The organism is Pontibacter sp. MBLB2868 (assembly GCF_051904785.1).
GTDB lineage: Bacteria > Bacteroidota > Bacteroidia > Cytophagales > Hymenobacteraceae > Pontibacter.
The window spans coordinates 2,841,519-2,861,969 of the sequence record NZ_CP196710.1; the positions used below are offsets into that span (position 1 = coordinate 2,841,519).

14 protein-coding genes, 3 tRNA genes and 3 rRNA genes are annotated in these 20,451 nt (G+C 46.5%); 5 read left to right on the top strand and 15 right to left on the bottom strand.

The features are described 5' to 3' along the window. The 7 genes from ACSX1A_RS12135 to ACSX1A_RS12165 all read right to left on the bottom strand — a co-directional run bounded on the left by ACSX1A_RS12135 (position 1) and on the right by ACSX1A_RS12165 (position 7,531). Positions 1 to 2,001 carry a BatA domain-containing protein gene (locus ACSX1A_RS12135; protein ID WP_439879914.1) on the bottom strand — a complete coding sequence of 667 codons (2,001 nt, stop codon included), beginning with the start codon at positions 1,999 to 2,001 and terminating at the stop codon, positions 1 to 3. Positions 2,002 to 2,232: 231 nt separating this feature from the next. Further along, positions 2,233 to 2,394, bottom strand: coding sequence for a hypothetical protein (locus tag ACSX1A_RS12140; protein WP_439879915.1), 162 nt, complete (start codon positions 2,392 to 2,394; stop codon positions 2,233 to 2,235). After that, positions 2,382 to 2,493: ribosomal RNA gene (gene rrf, locus ACSX1A_RS12145) — 5S ribosomal RNA — on the bottom strand. The genes ACSX1A_RS12140 and rrf overlap by 13 nt, the downstream gene beginning before the upstream one ends. A gap of 113 nt (positions 2,494 to 2,606) precedes the next feature. Next, positions 2,607 to 5,497: ribosomal RNA gene (locus ACSX1A_RS12150) — 23S ribosomal RNA — on the bottom strand. Between the two features lie 221 nt (positions 5,498 to 5,718). Beyond that, a tRNA-Ala gene (locus ACSX1A_RS12155) sits at positions 5,719 to 5,792 on the bottom strand. 12 nt (positions 5,793 to 5,804) lie between these two features. After that, a tRNA-Ile gene (locus tag ACSX1A_RS12160) sits at positions 5,805 to 5,878 on the bottom strand. Positions 5,879 to 6,007: 129 nt separating this feature from the next. Then, positions 6,008 to 7,531, bottom strand: a 16S ribosomal RNA gene (locus tag ACSX1A_RS12165). Together the 16S, 23S and 5S rRNA genes with 2 tRNA genes alongside form the textbook arrangement of a ribosomal RNA operon. A gap of 353 nt (positions 7,532 to 7,884) precedes the next feature. Between ACSX1A_RS12165 and ACSX1A_RS12170 the strand changes: the two genes are divergently transcribed. Further along, on the top strand, positions 7,885 to 8,160 hold the full coding sequence (locus ACSX1A_RS12170) for a hypothetical protein (RefSeq protein WP_439879916.1): 276 nt from the start codon (positions 7,885 to 7,887) through the stop codon (positions 8,158 to 8,160). Between the two features lie 220 nt (positions 8,161 to 8,380). Here the strand turns inward: ACSX1A_RS12170 and ACSX1A_RS12175 are convergent, their stop codons facing one another. The 4 genes from ACSX1A_RS12175 to ACSX1A_RS12190 are packed head-to-tail and all read right to left on the bottom strand — an operon-like array spanning position 8,381 to position 12,730. Then, complete coding sequence (locus tag ACSX1A_RS12175; protein ID WP_439879917.1) at positions 8,381 to 9,667, bottom strand: adenylosuccinate synthase; 1,287 nt, start codon at positions 9,665 to 9,667, stop codon at positions 8,381 to 8,383. Between the two features lie 8 nt (positions 9,668 to 9,675). After that, positions 9,676 to 10,026 (bottom strand): STAS domain-containing protein, encoded by a 351-nt coding sequence (locus ACSX1A_RS12180; protein WP_439879918.1) that lies wholly within the window; start codon positions 10,024 to 10,026, stop codon positions 9,676 to 9,678. Next, positions 9,998 to 10,498 carry a Fur family transcriptional regulator gene (locus ACSX1A_RS12185; RefSeq protein WP_439879919.1) on the bottom strand — a complete coding sequence of 167 codons (501 nt, stop codon included), beginning with the start codon at positions 10,496 to 10,498 and terminating at the stop codon, positions 9,998 to 10,000. Before ACSX1A_RS12185 ends, ACSX1A_RS12180 begins: the two co-directional genes overlap by 29 nt. A 33-nt stretch (positions 10,499 to 10,531) precedes the next feature. Further along, complete coding sequence (locus tag ACSX1A_RS12190; RefSeq protein WP_439879920.1) at positions 10,532 to 12,730, bottom strand: RelA/SpoT family protein; 2,199 nt, start codon at positions 12,728 to 12,730, stop codon at positions 10,532 to 10,534. 247 nt (positions 12,731 to 12,977) lie between these two features. Between ACSX1A_RS12190 and ACSX1A_RS12195 the strand changes: the two genes are divergently transcribed. From ACSX1A_RS12195 to clpX, 4 genes are all read left to right on the top strand, one after another. Then, positions 12,978 to 13,059: transfer RNA gene (locus ACSX1A_RS12195), tRNA-Leu, on the top strand. 80 nt (positions 13,060 to 13,139) lie between these two features. Next, positions 13,140 to 14,465: a trigger factor gene (tig, locus tag ACSX1A_RS12200; RefSeq protein WP_439879921.1), complete on the top strand. Its 1,326-nt coding sequence runs from the start codon at positions 13,140 to 13,142 to the stop codon at positions 14,463 to 14,465. 85 nt (positions 14,466 to 14,550) lie between these two features. Further along, positions 14,551 to 15,249 carry a ClpP family protease gene (locus tag ACSX1A_RS12205; protein WP_439879922.1) on the top strand — a complete coding sequence of 233 codons (699 nt, stop codon included), beginning with the start codon at positions 14,551 to 14,553 and terminating at the stop codon, positions 15,247 to 15,249. A 349-nt stretch (positions 15,250 to 15,598) separates the two neighbouring features. Continuing rightward, the gene (clpX, locus tag ACSX1A_RS12210) at positions 15,599 to 16,825 is read left to right on the top strand and encodes an ATP-dependent Clp protease ATP-binding subunit ClpX (protein ID WP_439879923.1); all 1,227 of its coding nucleotides are present in this window, start codon (positions 15,599 to 15,601) and stop codon (positions 16,823 to 16,825) included. Between the two features lie 77 nt (positions 16,826 to 16,902). Here clpX and lpxB read toward each other — a convergent pair whose 3' ends face one another. From lpxB to ACSX1A_RS12230, 4 genes are all read right to left on the bottom strand, one after another. Beyond that, a complete protein-coding gene (lpxB, locus tag ACSX1A_RS12215) occupies positions 16,903 to 18,024 on the bottom strand; it encodes a lipid-A-disaccharide synthase (RefSeq protein WP_439879924.1) in 1,122 nt (373 codons plus the stop codon). A 70-nt stretch (positions 18,025 to 18,094) separates the two neighbouring features. After that, positions 18,095 to 18,520: a 6-pyruvoyl trahydropterin synthase family protein gene (locus ACSX1A_RS12220; protein WP_439879925.1), complete on the bottom strand. Its 426-nt coding sequence runs from the start codon at positions 18,518 to 18,520 to the stop codon at positions 18,095 to 18,097. Beyond that, entirely contained in the window at positions 18,521 to 19,531 is a 1,011-nt protein-coding gene (locus ACSX1A_RS12225; protein ID WP_439879926.1) for a FecCD family ABC transporter permease, read from the bottom strand. Continuing rightward, positions 19,528 to 20,328 (bottom strand): ABC transporter substrate-binding protein, encoded by an 801-nt coding sequence (locus tag ACSX1A_RS12230; RefSeq protein ID WP_439879927.1) that lies wholly within the window; start codon positions 20,326 to 20,328, stop codon positions 19,528 to 19,530. Before ACSX1A_RS12230 ends, ACSX1A_RS12225 begins: the two co-directional genes overlap by 4 nt. Positions 20,329 to 20,451 lie beyond the last annotated feature (123 nt).

The window sequence follows — 20,451 nt, forward strand, 5'->3', positions numbered from 1 at the left end:
TTAGAGGAATCTAATAAGTGCTATTTCAGCCATTAAGAATAACAGACACAATATTAGACAATATTTCCAAAGCTTTACGCCAAAATATCTTTTTTCGAACTCACCTTTTACTGAAAATGCATCCCCGTAGTCATATACATGCACATTTTTTTTGCCTTTAACGAGCGTACGGAGCTCATCCGGAGTATACTGCTCTAATTGAGATTCTTCGTTGTTATAGTTAAAGGCCAGTGTTGTAATGTCTTTATCCTGAAGTTTTAAAGTGTAAAATCCTGCCTGGTTCAGGGCTGATGGTATGGTAAAATATAAGCGCCCTCCACGTACCTGCTGCTCCGGTATAAATGAAAGCGTATCCTGCTCAAGCTTAAAAATACCCTCTTTTGCAGGTACTTCGCTTACAGGCACCTGCACAACACCATTTCCTAAAGTATAAGCAAGCTGTTGTTCCTGTTTATAGCCTGATATCACTACTTTGTACATTATCGGAAGCAAGAGAGCATGGTTTACCAGGGTATTGTACTGCTCCTGCAGCGGGGCTGCCATCAGAAAAAATTGCCCTTTGCCTCTATCATACCGCGACAAAAATGGTGCTCCACCTTTAAACTTTAGAATATCATCTGATGCGCGTGACCAGACCATGCCCCTGATGGAGGTTGGCATCTGCATCTTCGCATCGAATTCTGAGAAAATGTTTCTGAAGAAAGGGTTATTAGGATCTGGTGCTTCCAGACTTGTTTTGGCTCCCTCCTGTCCTACACCTGAAAAAGCAGCTGAAATATTCAATTCCTGAAACAGGGAGCTATACCCACTTTGATCACCTTTGGCAGGTGGAATTAGTACTAACGTACCTCCGGCTTTAACAAAATTTGCAGCTGTTTTAGCGATTGCGGCCGAAAGGTTATCTATAGCATTAAGTATAATAACATCAGAATTAGTTGCAGCAGCATAATTTATGTTTCCTGACCTATACTTGGAAAATTTAAACAGTGCTTCATTTTTATAAAGCCCCTCCAAAGGACTTTGCTCCTGGTCTGTAATCTCAGTAATGCTTATCCCTTTAGATGGGGTCAGAACAAAGTAGTAGGTATTATCAAAATCTACTGGAAAATCATCTAGTTGAACATAAGCATTAGTAGTCGCCTCATTACCTACTCTGAAACTTAATATAGCCTCTGTTGCCTGTTTGGCTGACAGATCAAGACTTATAGCAGCCACCTGCCTGTTATCAATAAACAATTTAACGGGTACATCGTCTACTGCTTCTGTGCCTGTATTTATAACACGCACATGCAATATATTGTCTGTACCTGGCCTTATAAATTCATCCTCCAGGTATACAGAATCAACAGCAACATTGGCATTCCCCGCTGATGCTATCGGGACAAGGTGAATCTGTGTAAGAGAATCATAAGAATCAAGAAACCTGCTGCTAAAAGTACTCTTTTGGAAATCAGATAAAAGGAATAAATGGGCTGGATTCTTTCTTTGCGATAATAAAGGGAAGGCCGTTGAGGAAAAGGTTAATTCATCAAGATAAGCGCTGGCATCTGCACCCTGAACAGATGCACCATGTCTGGCACGCGTGCTAGAAGTAACAGCAAATGCCGTAGAAGGAGGGAAAAGTTTTATAACTGTTTTAGCAAGATCAACAGCAGCATTCATAACTGTTATATCTTTCCCGGCCTGAAGGTTTTGTGCACTAAATGAGTTATCAACTGCAATAGCAACATCAGACTCATTAGCAGCCACTGCACTTTCAGAACCAGGAATAAAGGGCTGAGCAAAAGCTAAGACCAGAAAGATTATAAATAGAACCCGTGCTAATAGTATAAGCAACTGCTTTAATGTTCTTTGGCTGGCGGTAAGATCTTTAGAGGCCTGTATGAATTTCACATTACTGAATACCACCTTCTTCGCACGCCGTAGCTGTACCAGGTGCAGTAAAATAGGAATAGCTATAGCTGCTAATGCAAACAGGAAGGAAGGATATAGAAACGACATAGCACAAGTTAAAGATGATCTTAAGCAATTGCAAGAACAGCTAATAGCTCCTATACTTTAAACTGGAACTGATGGTTGGTTACATCAATTATTTCACGTGGGAGAAAGAAAATTTGTGTTGCTCCTTGGGGAGTAATAGTAGTATTGGCAATAGCAATTGAGAGATGAAAAATCCTCTTAGGCTGTATCCCCTGGCCATTAGCATGGCTTTTTTGCCTTGCCGTTCTATGGTCACCCTTTGGCAGTGGCCTGGCTTGGTGAGTTGCCAGGGTGAATGGCACCAGCCGACGTCATTTCGTTTTGCTGCTGGTGGTGGTTGGTAGGGGTATAAATGCCAAACAGGGCAGCTTCCTGTACGGATGCTGCCCTGCTGGTGTTGGGGTTGGCGGCCACCTACTCTCCCGGGTGTGACCCCAGTACCATCGGCGCGTCCGGGCTTAACTTCTCTGTTCGGGATGGGAAGAGGTGCTCACCGGAGCCATAGCCACCATTATCGTCGCTGCCGTCGTTGTGGCAGTCTAATGCTTATAGAAGCTTGTTTTGAGCATGATTGGGGAGAGAGCGGAAAAGTGGCGGGCCGCGTTGCGGCTAAAGGCCTGTGGCCTGTGAGAACACGCTCGGGCAATTAGTACCGCTCGGCTTTGCTATCTCTAGCTTTACACCTGCGGCCTATCAACGTCCTCGTCTTGGACGGCCCTTAAGGGAGATCTCATCTTGGGGCGGGTTTCGCACTTAGATGCTTTCAGCGCTTATCCCGTCCGAGCGTAGCTACCCTGCGCTGCGGCTGGCGCCACAACAGGTGCACCAGAGGCTCGTCCAACCCGGTCCTCTCGTACTAAGGTCAGGACCCCTCAAATCTCCGACGCCCACAACAGATAGGGACCGAACTGTCTCACGACGTTCTGAACCCAGCTCGCGTGCCACTTTAATCGGCGAACAGCCGAACCCTTGGGACCTTCTCCAGCCCCAGGACGTGACGAGCCGACATCGAGGTGCCAAACCTCCCCGTCGATATGAGCTCTTGGGGGAGATCAGCCTGTTATCCCCAGAGTACCTTTTATCCTTTGAGCGATGGCCCTTCCATGCGGAACCACCGGATCACTATATCCGTCTTTCGACCCTGCTCGGCTTGTAGGCCTCACAGTCAAGCGCCCTTATGCTATTGCGCTCTGCGCACGGTTACCAAGCGTGCTGAGGGCACCTTTGAAAGCCTCCGTTATTATTTTGGAGGCGACCACCCCAGTCAAACTACCCACCAAGCACTGTCCCCCTCTTGGAGAGGTTAGGCGCCAAGCAACTCAAGGGTTGTATTTCAAGGACGACTCCACGATGCCTGGCGACACCGCTTCACAGTCTCCAACCTATCCTACACATGAGTTACCCAGCGTCAATGCTAAGCTATAGTAAAGGTTCATGGGGTCTTTCCGTCCCGTTGCGGGTACTCGGCATCTTCACCGAGACTACAATTTCACCGAGCTCACGGCTGAGACAGCGCCCAGATCGTTACACCATTCGTGCAGGTCGGAACTTACCCGACAAGGAATTTCGCTACCTTAGGACCGTTATAGTTACGGCCGCCGTTTACCGGGGCTTCGATTCAATGCTTTGTCTTGCGACTAACATCCCCTCTTAACCTTCCGGCACCGGGCAGGTGTCAGGCCTTATACTTCATCTCTCGATTTCGCAAAGCCATGTGTTTTTGTTAAACAGTCGCCTGGGCCTTTTCACTGCGGCTTCTTGTATTGCTACAAGGAAGCGCCCCTTCTCCCGAAGTTACAGGGCCATTTTGCCGAGTTCCTTGGCCGTGATTCACTCGAGCACCTTAGGATTCTCTCCTCGACCACCTGTGTCGGTTTGCGGTACGGGCGGCATGCCATTTAAACGCTTAGCGGGTTTTCTAGGGAGCCTGATTAGGGACGATCTCCGCGCCCGAGGGCTTGGAGTACTTTCAGATTTCAGCTAGCCTGGCGTACTTCACAACCAGGCCAATACCTACGCCCTTAAACGCACTATTCCGTCAGTGCGCCGTCCTTTCACTTCTCCGTCACCGCATCGCTATGACGTGCCGGTACTGGAATATTAACCAGTTGTCCATCGAACTGCGCTTTCGCCTCGCCCTTAGGACCCGACTAACCCTGATCCGATTAGCGTTGATCAGGAAACCTTGGTCTTTCGGTGTGCGGGTTTCTCGCCCGCATTATCGTTACTTATGCCTACATTTGCTTTTCCAAGCGCTCCAACGCCCCTTGCCGGGACGCCTTCATTGCCCTTGGAATGCTCCCCTACCAGTGCACAGTGTGCAATCCGCAGCTTCGGTGCCATGCTTGATGCCCGATTATTATCGATGCCCTGTCGCTCGACCAGTGAGCTGTTACGCACTCTTTAAATGAATGGCTGCTTCCAAGCCAACATCCTGGCTGTCTAGGCAACTGGACCCCCTTTGTTCAACTTAGCGTGGACTTTGGGACCTTAGCTGGCGGTCTGGGTTCTTTCCCTCTCGGCGCGGGACCTTAGCACCCCGCGCCTCACTGCCGTGTATATCAAATGGCATTCGGAGTTCGTCAGGATTCGGTAGGATGTGACTCCCCCTAGTCCTATCGGTAGCTCTACCTCCATATGACTCCACCACGACGCTGCCCCTAAAGGCATTTCGGGGAGTACGAGCTATTTCTCAGTTTGATTGGCCTTTCACCCCTACCCACAGGTCATCCAAATACTTTTCAACGTAAACTGGTTCGGACCTCCATTTGGTTTTACCCAAACTTCATCCTGCCCATGGGTAGATCACAAAGTTTCGCGTCTACCCCCCCTGACTGTGCGCCCTATTCAGACTCGCTTTCGCTCCGGCTCCGCTCCTCAAGAAGCTTAACCTTGCCAGGGAGGAGTAACTCGTAGGCTCATTATGCAAAAGGCACGCCGTCACCCCACTAAAGGGCTCCGACCGCTTGTAAGCGCATGGTTTCAGGATCTATTTCACCCCCTTATTCAGGGTACTTTTCACCTTTCCCTCACGGTACTGGTTCACTATCGGTCTCTCAGGAGTATTTAGCCTTACCGGATGGTGCCGGTGGATTCAGGCGGGATTTCTCCGGTCCCGCCCTACTCAGGGTACCACTACGGCCAAAGAGCTTACGCACACGGGACTATCACCCCCTCTGGTCATCCTTCCCAGGATGTTATGCTTCAATCTTTGGTCCGACGTCGTGGCCCTACAACCCCAGCCGTGCCGTGACACGACTGGTTTGGGCTCTTCCGCGTTCGCTCGCCACTACTTACGGAATCATTGTTATTTTCTCTTCCTCCGGGTACTTAGATGTTTCAGTTCTCCGGGTTCGCTCCCCGTAGGGTAGTATATCTTCAATATACTGGGTTGCCCCATTCGGAAACCTGCGGATCAATTTGTATGTGCCAATCCCCGCAGCTTATCGCAGCTTGTCGCGTCCTTCATCGCCTCTGAGAGCCTAGGCATCCCCCATGCGCCCTTATCTGCGTTCTCGGCCGTTGCTCCTAAAAGCAAACGGCCCGCCTCTTTTCTCGTTTTGCATGAGTTGTCGTTTCCGACAACCTAAACTTTTATTTTCTCTCTCCCATCATGTCAAAGAACTTCTCTCAAATGCCCTTTCTTCCGCTCCTGCTGCCCTATGAGCAGCCTAAACCAAAGCAAAGGCCTTAAGTTGGAAGCAAAAACCTGCTGTTTCTGCCTGTTGTGTGTTGGTGTGGAGAATAACGGAGTCGAACCGTTGACCTCCTGCGTGCAAAGCAGGCGCTCTAGCCAGCTGAGCTAATCCCCCAGGGTAATCAAGTGGGCCTGCGTGGACTCGAACCACGGACCTCTACATTATCAGTGTAGCGCTCTAACCACCTGAGCTACAAGCCCAGAATGAGTGCTGGGCGCCTCACAGCCACCATACAGTGTAGGTTTTGAGGTGTTGCCGAGACAAAAATTACAAAAGAAGAGGATCCGCGCCGGTCTGCTTGTGCCCGGAAAGCCGGGTGTCGACCCTAGAAAGGAGGTGATCCAGCCGCACCTTCCGGTACGGCTACCTTGTTACGACTTAGCCCCAGTTACCAGTTTTACCCTAGACGGCTCCTTTAACGGTCACCGGCTTCAGGTCTCCCTGACTTCCATGGCTTGACGGGCGGTGTGTACAAGGCCCGGGAACGTATTCACCGCGTCGTTGCTGATACGCGATTACTAGCGATTCCGGCTTCACGGAGTCGAGTTGCAGACTCCGATCCGAACTGAGACCGGCTTTTTGAGATTGGCGCCCTGTTGCCAGGTGGCGACCCTCTGTACCGGCCATTGTAGCACGTGTGTAGCCCTAGGCGTAAGGGCCATGATGACTTGACGTCGTCCCCACCTTCCTCACTTCTTGCGAAGGCAGTCTCTCTAGAGTCCCCACCATTACGTGCTGGCAACTAGAGATAGGGGTTGCGCTCGTTGCGGGACTTAACCCAACACCTCACGGCACGAGCTGACGACAGCCATGCAGCACCTTGCTTTGTGTCCCGAAGGAAGGCTCCATCTCTGGAGCTGTCACGCGCATTCTAGCCTAGGTAAGGTTCCTCGCGTATCATCGAATTAAACCACATGCTCCACCGCTTGTGCGGGCCCCCGTCAATTCCTTTGAGTTTCACCCTTGCGGGCGTACTCCCCAGGTGGATGACTTAACGCTTTCGCTTGGACGCTGACAGTATATCGCCAACATCGAGTCATCATCGTTTACGGCGTGGACTACCAGGGTATCTAATCCTGTTCGCTCCCCACGCTTTCGTGCCTCAGCGTCAGTTTCGGCCCAGCGAGCTGCCTACGCAATCGGGGTTCTTGGTGGTATCTATGCATTTCACCGCTACACCACCAGTTCCGCCCGCCTCGACCGAACTCAAGCCCGCCAGTATCAACGGCAGTTCCACGGTTGAGCCGTGGGATTTCACCGCTGACTTAACGGGCCGCCTACGCACCCTTTAAACCCAATAAATCCGGACAACGCTTGCACCCTCCGTATTACCGCGGCTGCTGGCACGGAGTTAGCCGGTGCTTATTCATCTGGTACCGTCAGTTACCCCCGCAGGGGCGTTTTCTTCCCAGATAAAAGCAGTTTACAACCCAGAAGGCCTTCTTCCTGCACGCGGCATGGCTGGGTCAGCCTCTCGGCCATTGCCCAATATTCCCTACTGCTGCCTCCCGTAGGAGTCTGGTCCGTGTCTCAGTACCAGTGTGGGGGACCATCCTCTCAGAACCCCTAGCCATCGTCGCCTTGGTGGGCCGTTACCCCGCCAACAAGCTAATGGCACGCATGCCCATCTTCTATCGCCGAAGCTTTCACCACAACCCGATGCCGGGTCAGTGGTGGTATGCGGTATTAATCCCGGTTTCCCGGGGCTATCCCCCAATAGAAGGCAGGTTGCATACGCGTTACGCACCCGTGCGCCACTGACCAGGGAACCGAAGCTCCCTGATCCGTTCGACTTGCATGTATTAGGCCTGCCGCTAGCGTTCATCCTGAGCCAGGATCAAACTCTCCATTGTAAAAAACTTTACTGCAGTTCCCTGCAAAATGTGTCCGTTCGACCCCGGCTTTCCTTGTCCCTTACAGGACTGGCGCAAATTCCTTGCGCGGATTACCTTATCTTTTTGTATGTTATTTCTGTCTCAACAATCTCTCAAAGAACTTACCGAAGAACTACTTTCTTCGCCGGAGCGCCCCAGGGGGCGCTGATCTTATTTTTACTCCCTTTCGAGCCGTTCGCTCGTTTGCGGGGTGCAAAGTTCGGAAGTTATTTTCAAACTGCCAAATCTTTTTTCACTCTTTTTTTTTCTCTTCTTTCCGTCTCAGAACGTCCTTCCGGAGCGGGCTGCAAAGGTAGCAAAACCTTTTTAATTTGCAGCAAATTTTTTTACTCTTTTTTTTCAGCCTGCTGCTTCCGAATCAACCGCCGGCCCTCTTTCCGAACCGGGATGCAAAGGTAAGTGCTTTTTTGGAAACCGCAAGGGGCAAGGTAAGTTTTTTTTCAAGGCCTAAAGTCCTTCAAAATGGCCTTCTCGCCGCCTCCGGGCCGCTTTCGCTGCCCTGTCTTCCCTTCCTTTCTGCCCCGTTCCTGCTGAACCGGGATGCAAAGGTAAGCAATGTTTTCAGCCCCGCAAGCACTGCCCCCTAAAAAAAAGCAGCACCTCCTGCAAGTACCTGAAAATGAGCCCGAATATTTTCGCCCTTTCTGCTAATCATGGTTCTTGCCCCGCGCAGCCGCTCTTTTGCCTGTGCAGTTCAGTAAACATTCCTTGCTTTTCCTTTAGTTCCCTACCATATCAATTCTCTTTTAAGCAAAGAAGCCCGGTGTTTTACACCGGGCTTCTTCAACTAATCTTGTACTAATATGCTTAGCTTATACTTAATGCATCTCTCTTTAAAGTGCTCTTCCTATCTGGACCGACAGACACTATAGTAATAGGTACTCGCAAGTGCTCTTCTATAAATGCCAGGTAGTTTGTAAATGTTTCCGGCAATTCATCAATCGATTCTATCTTATTCAGATCAATCTTCCACCCTGGAAGCTCTGTATAGACTGGCTCCAGGTTTTCTGCTTCAAGAGAGTGAGGCACTTTATCTGTCAACTCTCCGGATGGCAGTCTATAATGCGTACATATGTTTATAGTATCAAACTCAGTAAGCACATCTGCTTTCATCATGTTCAGTTGTGTCACCCCGTTCAGCATAATAGAGTATTTAAGGCTAGGTAGGTCCAACCAGCCACAGCGGCGAGGTCTTCCTGTTGTAGATCCAAACTCTCGACCTGCTTGCCTGATGCTCTCCCCTACTTCATCTAATAATTCGGTTGGAAAAGGTCCGCTTCCTACACGTGTGCAGTAGGCTTTAAATATGCCGTATACTTCACCTATATGTTTTGGAGCAACGCCTAAACCTGTACAAGCTCCTGCTACAAGTGTAGTAGAAGATGTTACAAAAGGATATGTTCCGAAATCAACATCAAGCAAAGAACCCTGTGCTCCTTCGGCCAACACCCGCTTACCATTCTGAATAGCTTCATTTATCATGTACTCGCTATCCACCAACTTTAAAGTGCGCAGATAATCTACAGCATCAAAGAACAACTGCTCCTGCTCACCAAGTTCAAGCTGCTTTCCGTAGAACTCAACCATTTTGCGATGACGGCTAACAAGCTTATCATAGCATTCCTGGAAATCATCTGAAAGAATATCGCCGACACGTAATCCTACTCTTCCTATTTTATCCTGGTATGTCGGGCCGATACCTTTTAAAGTAGAACCTATTTTCCCGCTTCCCAGTGCTTCTTCGGATACTTTGTCGAGCACCTTATGAGATGGGAGTATTAAAGAGGCTTTTTTGGAAATGAAAAGGTTTTGGGCAGCATCCACGCCACGGTCTGTCAGCTTTTGCATTTCAGTTTTGAATACGATAGGATCCAGCACAACGCCATTCCCTATTATATTCTGAATATGCGAATGGAATATACCAGATGGGATCTGGTGCAGCACATGCTTTGTTCCTTCAAACTCCAGCGTGTGACCTGCGTTAGGTCCGCCCTGAAAACGGGCTACAATGTCATAGGTCGGGGCCAGAACATCGACGATTTTGCCTTTACCTTCGTCGCCCCACTGTAAACCTATTAAAATATCAACTGCCATTTATGTGTTTAGTAAATTGATTCCTTTAAGAATTGCGCTGCAAAGTTATCATTTTCTGCAATGGTAAAAATTGCGTTTAGTTTAGTAACGATCAGCAGCTTTCGAATATGATCAGATGGCTTTATAAGCACTAACTCCCCGCCTCTGTTTCGGAACTTGGTTAGCAGCGACACCAGAACACCCATACCGCTGCTATCCATGAAGCGGACATTAGAAAGGTCGACGGCGCAGAGCATTAGCTTCCCCTCCTGCAGATTATCAACTTCTTCGATCATCTGCTGTGTATCGGTACCGGCAATCAGGTCACCTTCCAACCTTATAAACAGGATATCATCCTTCTGCTCTATCAGATACTTCATGGCGTAGTTCCTCCGTAGCTTTTTTGGCGCGGCAATCACCGCAAACACCGTATAGATTTAGGGAGTGATGCAAGATATGAAAATTTAACAGCTCCCCTACCATCGTTTGTATATTATGAATACGTGGGTCACAGAACTCTACCACCTTATGGCATTCTGTACAAATCACATGGTCGTGCTGGCGATAGCCGTACGATTTCTCATACTGGGCCAGGTTACGGCCAAACTGGTGCTTACTCACAAGGTCGTTCTCTACCAGCAGATCCAGGGTATTGTATACTGTGGCCCGGCTAACACGATAGTTTTTGTTCTTCATGCTGATATAGAGCGATTCTACATCAAAATGCCCATCCCGGGAGTATATTTCTTCCAGGATAGCATAACGCTCCGGCGTCTTCCGCAGCCTTTTGCTCTCCAGGTAGGCGGTAAAGATCTTCTTTACCTCTTCAAATTTGTTATGATCTAATGCCATTATTCTATCCTTATCACAAATGGTGCCGCAGCACTAATCAAAACGTTCTGCTGTTAATACACCGTTTACTTTACTCATGCGCTGAATCAGCTTCTCCAGATGGCTGGTGTCATTTACAAACACCATGATATTACCTTCGAATATGCCATCGTTCGAATCAATTGTAATAGAGCGCATATTTACTTTTAAACTTGTGGAGATGATCTTGGTCAGGTCGTTTACCAGACCAACCCTATCCGTACCTTTAATACGAATACCAGCCAGGAAAGCGAGCTCCTTCTGATCTGTCCATTTGGCCTTGATCACTCTGTTGCCATAATTAGACATCAGCTCCATCCCTTCTTTGCAATTTGTGCGATGAATCTCAATCTCATCATCTTCTGTCTGGAATCCGAAAACATCGTCTCCCGGAATCGGATTACAGCACGTTGCCACCCTGTACTCCATGTTGGATGTCTTCTCGCCGATCACCAACATGTCAGAGTTAACACCGCGTATCTTCTGCACTTCTTTGTCAAAGGTTTTAGGCTCTAACATGGAGGTAGCTTTGTCTACAGCAGCTGTAAAGATAACCTCCTTGATATTTTTAATATCAATATGGCCGGTTGCTATTCTATAATAGAGGTCCTGCAGGGTAGGCACATTAAAGAAAGCCATCAGCTTATTCATATTGTTGTGCGTATCCTGCACTTCCAATAGCTCCAAGCGGCGATCAAGCATGGCTTTACCTTGCTCTGCTCTATTCTTACGCTCTTCCCGAAGCGCCTCTTTTATCCTGGACCTGGCCCGAGAGGTAACTACATACTGCAGCCATTCTTCGTTTGGCTTCTGCTTCTGAGAAGTTAATATTTCAACCTGGTCACCGTTCTTTAGTTTATAGCTAAGCGGTACCAGTTTCTGATTTACTTTCGCACCAAGACATTGTAAACCAATCTGGCTATGTATCTCAAATGCAAAATCAAGGGCTGTAGCTTTATCAGGAAGTATAATAAGTTCGCCTTTGGGCGTAAACACAAACACTTCTTCCACGAACAGGTTCTTCCGGAACTCATCCATAAATTCAAGTGCATTGGCTGTATTATTTTCCAGCATATCACGCACTTTATTTATCCAGACCTCCAGGCCAGACTCAGAGGCTGCACCTTCGGCTTTATACTTCCAATGCGCAGCATATCCCCTTTCTGCAATCTCATCCATTCGCTTGGTGCGTATCTGCACCTCTACCCACTGGCCAGACTTACTCATCACGGTGGTGTGCAATGATTCATAGCCATTGGCCTTAGGTGTGTTTACCCAGTCACGCAGGCGGTCCGGGTTAGGCTGGTAAAAATCCGTGATGATCGAATATACCTGCCAGCAGGCCGCCTTTTCATTTTCTAACGGAACATCTAATATAATACGGATGGCAAACAGGTCATAGATCTCATCAAAGGTGATGTTCTGTTTCTTTATCTTTTTTAAAATAGAGTAAATAGATTTTGGCCTGCCTTTGATATTGAATTTGAAGCCATACTTGCTAAGTTCCTCCTCAATTGGAGATATAAAATCTTTAATGAACTTGCTGCGGGCACTACGCGTCTGACGTATCTTATTGGAGATATCTTTATACGTATCCGTGTCTGTATACTTTAGATACAAGTCTTCGAGCTCTGATTTGATAGCATACAGACCAAGCCTATGTGCCAGCGGAGCATACAGATACATGGTTTCAGATGCAATCTTCAGCTGCTTATGGCGCGGCATACTATCCAGGGTACGCATGTTGTGCAACCTGTCTGCCAGCTTGATAAGTATAACCCGCACATCATCGCTCAGCGTGAGCAGCATCTTACGGAAGTTCTCGGCCTGCTGGGAGGTTCCGTAATCGAACACTCCGGAAATCTTGGTAAGCCCCTCAATGATCTTAGCTACGCTAGGGCCAAACTCGCGCTCAATATCCGCGATTTCCATTTCCGTATCCTCTACCACATCATGCAGCAGGGCAGCAACAATAGAGGTCGTACCCAGCCCGATTTCCTCAACGGCAATTTGGGCTACAGCTAAGGGGTGTAGAATATAAGGCTCTCCGGATTTACGACGCATGTCCTTATGCGCTTCTACCGAGGTATTAAATGCTTTCTTGATAATTTTGGCATCGCCATCCTTCAAGAAAGGTTTTGCATACCGTAATATTCTTCTGTAGTGTCTTAAGATCTCTTTGCGTTCTGCTTCCGGATCAATCATTGTAACCATATTCTATCAATGCATAAGCGTATGCCTATTACTGCATGCTTACTATATAAGTATAAGTAGGTAGCGGCTTTATAAGTTTCAAATATAATGATTATAAACTGCATCCAATAACATCCTGTGCCAAAGCGAGTATGCAACTCCGGCTATATCCAGAGAAAAAAATATTTGAAAAATTTTCAAGGGAGGTATTGCATTTAAAATTTCGTTGCTTACCTTTGCATCACTATTACAAACAAGCACACTTCAAGCGGATGTGGCGAAATTGGTAGACGCACTAGACTTAGGATCTAGCGCTGCGAGGCATGGGGGTTCGAGTCCCTCCATCCGCACAAACAACACGAACCCTCAACAGCCATTGTTGGGGGTTTGTTTTTAGTAGGTATTTCTAAAATCTTAAATTCTATAAGCCTTGAATATTACATTAAACCAAACCGACAGCACCAATGCGCAACTGAAGGTGGTACTGGAAGAGGCGGACTACGCACCGAAAGTAGACCAGCAGGTAAAAGAATACAGCAAAAAAGCCCAGATCAAAGGCTTCAGACCTGGTAAAGTGCCTGCCGGGCTTGTAAAGAAAATGTATGGCAAAAGCATTCTTGTAGAGCAAATCAATAAGCTGCTACAGGAAGAGATCTCTAAATACATTAAGGACAACGATGTAAAGCTTTTAGGTGAGCCACTACCTGAGCCTAGCCAGGAGCAGATCGATTGGGATAACCAGAAAGAATTTGAATTCAATTACGCAGTAGGTCTTCTTCCGGAAATCAACCTTCCACTTGATAAGAGCGTAGAGGGTTACGCAATAGAAGTTGATCAGAAGACAATTGACGAAGCTTACGAAAACCTGAAGCGCCAGTTCGGCAAAACAGTAAATCCTGAGACATCAGAAGAAGGTGACTTTATCTCTGGAGAACTGAAGCAGGTAGATGGTGAGTTTCAATCTAAAACGCTTATACCTACCAACCGTGTAGTAGAAAGCAAAGAGAAATTCGTTGGCGTGAAAGAAGGCGATGTTATCAAATTTGATATCCGTAAAACTTTCGGAGACGATAATGCCGCTCTTGCACATGTTACCGGTCTTGGAAAAGATGTAGTTGCTGACCTTAACGGTGAGTTTGAATTTACAGTAGACAAGATCAACCGTACAGAAGCTGCTGAGCTTAACCAAGAACTTTTCGACAAGCTTTTCGGTAAAGACGAAGTAAAGTCAGAAGAAGAGTTCGACGCTAAGATCCGTGAAACGATCAAGGAGAACTATGACCGTGAGGCGGACAACCTGTTATACCGCAACATTATCGATACACTAGTTGATAACGTTAATGTAGAGCTTCCTACTGAATTCTTCAAGCGTTGGATCCAGGTTACGAACGAAGGCAAGTTAACTGCCGAGCAAATCGAGGAGAACTTCGATAAGTATGTTCGTGAGCTGAAGTGGTCTATGATCAAGAATAAAGTAGTAGAGGAGAATGAACTTAAAGTGAGCAACGAGGAAGTTGTGAAAAGCACAAAAGAGAAAATGCTTGCTCAGTTCAACATGCCTGAAATACCTGAGGAACTGGCAGAAAGCATGAATAATTATGCAAACCAGTACCTACAGCAGGACAATGGCCGTAACTACATTAATGAGTACGAGCAATTGCTAGCAGAGAAAGTGCTCGCTAAACTTAAGGAGCAGATGACTGTTGTAGAAAAGACAGTTACAGCAGAGGACTTCAAAAATATGTCGTTTGAATAAGAACGCGTATTAACTATATTTACAAAAAAGGTCCTTTTTTAAGGACCTTTTTTTATTTTTGAGTAAACCGTAAACCTAAACACATATGTTTAACAAAGACGAGTTCCGGAAATTTGCCGTAAAAGGCCAGGGCATGAGTAGCCTGGGCGTAGACCAATATATCCACCACGTGGAAAGCAGAGCAATGCATACTGTTGAAAGTATGACACGTTCTGTGATTGAGGAACGCCCTACTAACTTCCGTGAGATTGACGTGTTTTCACGCCTTATCATGGACCGCATCATTTTTCTTGGTACACAAGTAGACGATTTTATTGCTAACATCATCACGGCGCAGTTGCTTTTCCTGGAGTCAGCAGACGCAAAGAAAGACATACTGCTCTATATTAATAGTCCGGGTGGCTCTGTATATGCTGGTCTGGGCATTTATGATACGATGCAGTATGTAAGCCCGGATGTTGCTACGATCTGTACAGGCCTTGCAGCATCTATGGGTGCCGTATTGCTGGCAGGCGGAGCAGCTAACAAGCGTTCCGCGCTTCCACATGCCCGCGTTATGATCCACCAGCCAATGGGTGGTGCACAAGGTCAGGCGTCTGATATTGAGATTACCGCTAGAGAGATCCTGAAGCTGAAAAAAGAGCTTTATGAGATCCTGGCGCAGCACTCAGGTAAATCGTACCAGGAAGTGTATGACAATTCTGATCGTGACTATTGGATGAAAGCCGATGAAGCCAAAGAATACGGGCTGATTGATGAAGTGTTGACACGCAAGAAAGCTTAAGTGTACCATAAACAGTACTTTAAACCCCACTCCGGATTAGCCCGGAGTGGGGTTTTTGTTTACCAAGTGTCCTGTTTTAACCCCATTCATACTCTTTTCCGTAGTAAATTACCATAACAACAGAAAAATTATCAACATCTGACTGTGGATATCCTTTTAACACAACTATCTACTAATCATAACATTAACTAAAAATAGATAAATATAAATTCTAAAATTTAAACCCTGTTTTTAATATTATAGTAAAAATTGCATTTAAGAAATTATGCCTGTATAATTTTTCAATTTTGTACCTTTGCTTTTAGACTTTGGTAAACAGAGTCTATATTATTTGGATCAATCGTTTCATATGGCTGAAATTACTTGCTCATTTTGCGGCAAAAATAAAAAAGATGTATCGGTGATGATTTCCGGTATCAACGCTCACATCTGTGATCGCTGTATCGGGCAGGCACAGCAGATTTTGAATGAGGAGAACAAAATACGCGCTAACAGCCGTACTCCGAAATTCAACCTGATGAAGCCGAAAGAGATGAAGACTTACCTTGATCAGTTTGTTGTTGGTCAGGATGAGGCTAAGAAGGTCATGTCAGTTGCTGTGTATAACCATTACAAACGCCTGATGCAGCCAGCCGAAGCTGAGGACGATATTGTGATCGAGAAGTCAAACATCATCATGGTTGGTGAAACAGGTACCGGTAAAACTTACCTGGCGCGCATGATGGCTGGTATTCTACAGGTTCCGTTCTGTATTGCAGATGCAACAGTACTTACAGAGGCCGGTTATGTGGGAGAGGATGTGGAAAGTATACTTACCCGACTGCTGCAAGCTGCAGACTATAATGTAGAATCAGCGGAACGTGGTATAGTTTACATTGATGAGATAGATAAAATTGCCCGTAAAAGCGATAACCCTTCCATTACCCGCGATGTAAGCGGCGAGGGTGTACAGCAGGCATTACTTAAATTATTAGAGGGTACTGTAGTAAATGTTCCGCCGCAAGGTGGCCGTAAGCACCCGGAGCAGAAAATGATCACCGTAAATACGGAGAATATACTATTTATCTGCGGCGGTGCCTTTGTAGGCATCGACAGGTTAATTAAAAACCGCCTGAACACCCGCCCTATTGGTTTCTCAAAATCCAAGCAGGATGACTCTGAAGAGGGCGAGAATTTCCTGAGATATTTATCAGCGCAGGATCTTAAGAACTTTGGCCTGATACCGGAACTGATCGGACGATTACCAGTGGTTACACATCTTAACCCACTGGATAAGGAAACCTTACGCCTTATACTTTTAGAGCCGAAGAACTCTATTGTAAAACAGTATAAGCGACTGTTCGAGATGGAGGATATTAACCTGAGCTTTGATGAGGGTGCCCTGGAGTATATCGTAGAGAAGGCAGCAGAGTATAAGCTTGGTGCACGTGGTTTGCGTTCGATTTGCGAAGGTATCATGACAGACGCCATGTTTGAGTTGCCATCTGAGGAAGGCACAAAAGAACTGCTTATTACAGGTGATTATGCCCGTGAGAAGTTTGAAAAATCAAGCCTCAAACAATTGAAAGTAGCTTAACCGAAAGGTAGTCCATAAAAGCAGAAGCCCCGCTCATTACAATGAGCGGGGCTTCTGCTTTTATGGATTTATACTATCTAAGCCTGCCTGGTGTCCAGGTAATTTACCATCAGTTCAGCGGCACGCTCTGCAGTCCGGAAATTACCGATCTTCTTTCGAACAAGCTCATACCCTTCCAGCTGTTTTTTGATGAAATACTTATCAAAAAGCACTTCCTTTAGCTCGGCAACAATCTTCTTGGGAGTAAAATCATCCTGAATCAGTTCGGTTACCACTGGCTTATCGGCAATAAGGTTTACAAGTGAAATATAGGGTACTTTAATTACCCGCTTTCCTATAGCATACGAGATGGTACTTGTTTTATAGCACACTACCTGCGGCACATTAAACAAAGCAGTTTCAAGAGTAGCAGTGCCTGATGTTACTAATGCAGCCTTGGCATGCGCGAGAAGATCATATGTCTGATCGTAGATGATCTTGATGTTAGGATCTTTGTTATACTGCTCGTAATACGATCTGGAAAAGTTTGACACACCGGCCACAACAAACTGATAATCACGGAAAGATGGCAACACGCTGAGCATCACATGCAGCATGTTCTCGATCTCCTGCTTCCGGCTGCCCGGAAGTATAGCAATTATAGGTTTGTTATTATATAACTTGTTCTTAGTCCTGAAATCTGTGGTAGATACATGGTCAGAAACAGAATCGTTTACCGGGTTGCCCACATAATCTACTTTATAATCAAACCGTGCGTAGAAATCCTCTTCAAAAGGCATGATCACGAACATACGATCCACTACCTTTTTGATGTTATGCACGCGTCCCTGGTTCCAGGCCCAGATTTTTGGGGAGATGTAGTAGAACACCTTTATATCCTGCCGTTTTGCAAATTTTGCAACGCGCATGTTAAAACCAGCATAATCTACTAATATCACTACATCCGGTTTCCATGCTTTGATATCGGCTTTACATTCTTTCAGAAAACCCAGAATTTTACGGAGGCTCTTAAAGACCTCAGCAAAGCCCATAAAAGCCATTTCCTGGTAATGATGCACCAGCTCCATACCTGCTTCCTGCATCATATCGCCTCCCCAGCCACGTATCTGGGCCGAAGGGTCCTGTTTAAGGAGTTGCTTTATAAGATTGGAAGCATGTAGGTCACCGGATCGCTCGCCAGCTATAATATAATATTTCATGCAGTACGTGTCCGTTCTGGGCTACCTGTAAAGGCTGTAAAAAATAAGAATGGAATATAGGCTAGATGAATTATTCTTCGCCAAAATACTCTACGTAGTTTCGGGGTGTTTCGTATAATTTCAGGCTATGTAATTTTGCCCTGCCAGCAGAAATTTCAGAAATATGTGGCTCCAGTATCTTCCAGAACTCAACAACCAGAATCTCTGTACTAGCCAGCTTGCCCTCCATAAAAGGCACATCCATGTTCAGGTTCTTATGATCTACCTTTTCTACGATATGCTTACGGATAAGCAGGCTTAGTTGCTTCAGATCAATCACAAAGCCTGTATCAGGGTCGGGTTTGCCTTTGACAGTTGTTACCAATTCATAATTATGGCCATGCCAGTTCACATTGGCACATGGGCCGAACACTTCTTTATTCTTCGCCAGCGACCAATTCGGGTTATACAGCTTGTGGGCTGCATTAAAGTGCTCTAACCTGCTTACGTAAATCATTTAACCTCTAAAATTGTAATTCTTTTTGAACAGCAAATATACAAAGAAAGGAACACCAAAGAACGAAGTAATGATTCCAATTGGCAGCCCTGCCGGAGGATAAATTATCCGGCTGAGCAAATCGCATATTAACATGAAGAAACCACCTACAAAAGCGCAAAAAAGAAGGTTCGATTTACCTGTAGCCCCTAGCAAACCACGGGTAACATGCGGAATGATGAGGCCAACAAACCCGATCGGCCCTGATGTGGCAACCGCAAAACCAGTAACTACTGAAACTGTAATCAATATTACCCATCGGGTACGTGCTACCCGTACCCCTAAAGCCTGAGCCCGCTCTTCTCCTAGCAGCAAAATATTCAGTTGCTTCTGATAAAAGAAGAAAAATGCAAGTGCCAGCCCCAACACAACCGTAGGATACGGCACAAGGTCCCAGCTGGCACGTTCAAAACTACCCATCGACCAGAAAATAACAGACTTCAGCTTCCCCTCAGAGTCAGACAAAAAAGTAAGCAAACCTACTATTGCAGCCACAAGGGAACTTAGGGCGATACCCGCCAGAAGGAGTTGCGCCGGAATCAATTGCCTTTTACGATAGCCAAGCGCTATGACAACCAACGTAACAGCAAAAGCACCTAACAAAGCAAAAACCGGCGGCATGTAAATGCCTGCAATGGATGCATCCACGAAACCAAAAAAAACGATTACAGCACCCAATGAGGCGCCCGATGCTGTACCTAACAAGTATGGATCTGCCAGGCCATTATTAACCATGGCCTGCATCAGATACCCACAAAAAGCCAGTGAGCCACCAACTACCAAAGCCAGCACCAGACGAGGCAGGCGCAGGTGCACAATGGCATAGTGCGTCGTGTTATCTGCGTTGTAAGCAAACAGTGCATCTATCACCGTGTTCATATCCGCATCAAAGGAACCAACCTGTAGCCCCAGCAGGAGGACCACCGCAATTAGTAACAGTGCAAGCAGAAAGTAGAAGGACCTGTGTATCATTGGTAAAGAAAGCCCTCCAACTCCTTTAGGGATTCCACCACGCGTGGCCCTGGCCTGGACATCAGGTCATCGGTGGGCTCATAAATACGGTTGTGCTGATAAGCCTTTATCTTTCTTAGCTCCGGATAAAGGTTAAAGAACCCGGTTTCTAATTCTTCCCTGGTGCCCCCAAGTAGTACATCCGGATTAAGCTTAAGAATATATTCTCTTGTGAGAGCAGGATAAGGCTGGTCAAAAACCTCTTTCACAGCGTTTTCTGCGCCAAGAATATGCAACTTATCCGTCAGGATAGTGTTTTGGCCATAAACGTAAATCGGATCTTTCCAGGTTATAGCCAACACCTGCAGTGGCTGCCCCACTGTTGCGTGCCGCTTTTTAATGGCATTAACTTCCTGCCTGAGCGAATCGGTTAAGGATCGCGCCTGCTTCTCACGCCCCATTATCTTTCCAATATCTTCTAAACCTGTAAAGATGTCTTCTACTGACTCATACTTCTGGTAATAGACAGGAATTCCCAGTTCTTCAAGCTTTGCAGCTACATCCAGTGGCGTGATCCCCTCAAGTGTAAAAATAAGGTCGGGCTTCAGGCCAAGCACCTGTTCATAATCTACGGGGTAATTACTGACAAGCGGCTTACTCATTGCAGCAGCAGGGTAATTATCCTGCGGTGTGCGGGCAATAATACTACTGCTATCCAGTACGGCGTACAGCATCTCGGTCATTGACGAAGCCAATGCAAAAACACGTTCAGGTCTTTCTGCCAGTCTGATCTCCCTCCCCAGGTCATCTTTTAACAAGATTGTTTTCTTTGCTTCTTTCTTAGCATTACTGCCGCAAGCGCACAACAAAAAGCATATCAACAGGAGTGATACTACCCTATGTGTGAAATACTGTGCTTCCCTTTTCAAAGTATAGGTATG

Coding starts and splice junctions, on each gene's coding strand:
- ACSX1A_RS12135 (WP_439879914.1), bottom strand. CDS start 2,001: ATGTCGTTTCTATATCCTTCCTTCCTGTTTGCATTAGCAGCTATAGCT.
- ACSX1A_RS12175 (WP_439879917.1), bottom strand. CDS start 9,667: ATGGCAGTTGATATTTTAATAGGTTTACAGTGGGGCGACGAAGGTAAA.
- clpX (WP_439879923.1), top strand. CDS start 15,599: ATGGCTGAAATTACTTGCTCATTTTGCGGCAAAAATAAAAAAGATGTA.
- lpxB (WP_439879924.1), bottom strand. CDS start 18,024: ATGAAATATTATATTATAGCTGGCGAGCGATCCGGTGACCTACATGCT.
- ACSX1A_RS12180 (WP_439879918.1), bottom strand. CDS start 10,026: ATGAAGTATCTGATAGAGCAGAAGGATGATATCCTGTTTATAAGGTTG.
- ACSX1A_RS12205 (WP_439879922.1), top strand. CDS start 14,551: ATGTTTAACAAAGACGAGTTCCGGAAATTTGCCGTAAAAGGCCAGGGC.
- ACSX1A_RS12185 (WP_439879919.1), bottom strand. CDS start 10,498: ATGGCATTAGATCATAACAAATTTGAAGAGGTAAAGAAGATCTTTACC.
- ACSX1A_RS12225 (WP_439879926.1), bottom strand. CDS start 19,531: ATGATACACAGGTCCTTCTACTTTCTGCTTGCACTGTTACTAATTGCG.
- ACSX1A_RS12220 (WP_439879925.1), bottom strand. CDS start 18,520: ATGATTTACGTAAGCAGGTTAGAGCACTTTAATGCAGCCCACAAGCTG.
- ACSX1A_RS12190 (WP_439879920.1), bottom strand. CDS start 12,730: ATGGTTACAATGATTGATCCGGAAGCAGAACGCAAAGAGATCTTAAGA.